Raw genomic sequence first — 2,664 nt, 5'->3', positions numbered from 1 at the left:
TGAGAAAGCACCAAACCTTTTTCACTCAAATGAATTTGATTTTCCCCATGGGAGAGAATGAGCTCATCTTTTGTCATTCGCAAAGCGCCATAAGAGCCGTCACTTTTCTTTCCTTCTTTGTGCTGTAAGAGCTTTATCTCGTTGCTCAAACGTGTCTTCTAAATGAATAACTTTTCGTTTCTTATCGAAATATTTTCCTCAAACTTTGAAGCCTGTTATTTAAATTATCAACTTTGTGATCTATCCTTTTAATCTCTTGATTTAATTTATCAATATGTTCATGATGTTTAGAAATCACTTCTAAATAATGTAATGCTTGAGACTGATCCTTAAGCTTATTTGCTTCATTTAATTCTCGAAAAGCCTCTGTTCTTTTCTCAACATGCTCAAATAAAGTAAAAACCTTCTCGAGCCGTTCAAAAATTGCAGCATTCCGCTTTTGCGTTATTTCATATTTATAAGTTAGTTGCTTGTTATTTGGCATATTTTTCAGCAATGCAAAATAGAGTGCCTGCTGTTCAAAAGCTATTCTCTTCAAGTCCTCTACCGACACCCCCAATATTTGCATTGTATCGTTCCATCCTCTCTCCGCATTGTCTTTTTCAAACTTTGCTGAATCCAACTTCTGAACCGCATCATCACGTTCCTTAACAGCTTGGGAACAAAATAATTTATCTATACCCGTATAGCCATGCGAGGTAGATAAAAGATATGTTAGCAAAAATATGATAAGCAATAAGCCTTCTCTCAACAGAACTTTTTTTTGTAAACATTTTTTATTTTCTCGTATGCAATAAATTAAAATAAACAATTAAATTTGTATTGAAAAATTAATAATGAAATTTATTAAATCTATTTAAAATAATATATGATAAAAATAAAAAGGGATAAATTGTACAAAAATTAAATACTTAACAAACAGAATAAAGCTATAAAAAATAATTTATTCAATAAAATAGTCATAGATTTTTCTGTATAGCTTTATATCTCTATAGAAGCAATTTAATCACTTTATAGGTAACTTTAAAATATTTTAATAGTATATTACAATTGCTTCAAAAATAATATTTTGATTAATAAATATATTAACAATTATAAAATGATGCGTATACAAAACGGATAACCACAATCAATGTAGTTATCGACTACTTTATAATATAGATTTGTTTGTTTTATCAGTAGCAGCAATAAAAAAGTTTGTGTTTTTTAGATAAATTAAAATTTATTCATTTTTTATATTATATTTTATGCTATTACTTTTAAGTTAATAAAGATCATAGAGTTTTAAACTGATGAGATGCGTTCTTTTCTCAATGTACATTCATCAATATTTGATGTAGGAATATTTACTTTACATCATAAAAGTGTATTTACATTTTTATATAGGGCCCTCCTCCCATGTAATGTGGTGAATAATGAAAGCATCAATAACGGGGAGGACATCATGAATCATACAGAATGTAATTAATGACTAAAGAAATTTACCTGAAGTTATTTTTCAGGGAAAAGTTGGTTTGCTCTACAAGTGGGGAGGAGAAATGAAACAACAATATATTTTAGGAAAATACACACGTGTTGTTGTTCGTGAAAAGGATGCTATTTTTGGTGCAGGTTCAAAGCAGTTTATTATCAATGATAAAAATTTTTGGGAGAACTTAGTGCTTATTGCAGCACAATGGATCAAAAAAAAGACAGTAGATGAAGTTTACAATTCACTATCATTAATCATGTTAAAAGAAAATTTTGACCGTGCGTTTGATTTTCTTGTTTCTAACCATTTTCTTGTCAAAGCTGAAACATCAGACAATATCCTCAATAATCGCTATTCCAGAAGTCATCTCCATTATCAAAGCTATGGTATGCATCCAACCTCCGTTCAGCATATTCTTTTGCAAAAAAGTGTTGTCATTTTAGGGGGTGGTGGGATTGGTAATCATGTATCAGCAATGCTTGCATCCTCTGGCGTTGGAAAATTGACTCTTGTTGACAATGATGTGATCGAGATGACCAACCTTACCAGACAAATTCTTTTTACTGAAGAAGATATCAGTTTTCCGAAAATAACAGTTCTTAAACGTGAGCTGATGCGGAGAAACAGCCAAATTGAAGTTCATGAATTACAAATGTTGATTACTGAAAAAGAGAATATCAACAAATTACCCAAAGCTGATTTATGGATCATTTCTGCTGATTCACCTGCTCAGCTAGGCCTATGGATCAATGAATGGTGTGTAAAAAACAAACAAGCCTATATAAATTCCGGTTATGTTAATGATATAGCCGTCTTTGGTCCATTTTACATACTTAAGAAAACTGGTTGTTACGCATGTAGCTCGTCTATAGGCAATCTTCCGGCAAAAAGTGATCATCTTATTTATGAAGCTTGTGTTATGATTAATAATAACTTCAAAGTTGCTACATTTCCCCCTGTTAATGCACTTTCAGCTGCCATGTGTGCTAATGATGCTCTTAAATTTTTGGGTGGTTATGGAAGCCTTCTTTCCACTGATCGCCGTGTGGGGATATGGAGCAGCCAACTTTTCACAGAAGAGCGTTCTCTAAAGAAAAATCCTCACTGTAAGGTTTGTGGAACAACACAATGAACAGACCGCGCACCCTTGCTCTCAACTATGGATCCTATAATGCTGTCCGCATGCTGATCGG

General features: G+C 32.3%; 2 protein-coding genes. One reads left to right on the top strand and one right to left on the bottom strand.

The genetic code is table 11. From position 1 onward, the window contains the following. Positions 1–181: 181 nt before the first annotated feature. Positions 182–736 carry a hypothetical protein gene (locus ACFIKE_RS09215; protein WP_375649486.1) on the bottom strand — a complete coding sequence of 185 codons (555 nt, stop codon included), beginning with the start codon at positions 734–736 and terminating at the stop codon, positions 182–184. An 802-nt stretch (positions 737–1,538) separates the two neighbouring features. Here ACFIKE_RS09215 and ACFIKE_RS09210 point away from each other — a divergent pair. Further along, complete coding sequence (locus ACFIKE_RS09210) at positions 1,539–2,603, top strand: ThiF family adenylyltransferase (protein ID WP_375649484.1); 1,065 nt, start codon at positions 1,539–1,541, stop codon at positions 2,601–2,603. Positions 2,604–2,664: the final 61 nt, after the last annotated feature.

The sequence above is a fragment of the Bartonella sp. MU70NMGDW genome, from assembly GCF_042194085.1.
GTDB classification, from domain to species: domain Bacteria; phylum Pseudomonadota; class Alphaproteobacteria; order Rhizobiales; family Rhizobiaceae; genus Bartonella; species Bartonella grahamii.
Note: the sequence above shows the minus strand (reverse complement) of the source record. Positions and strands in the feature narration are given on the sequence as shown.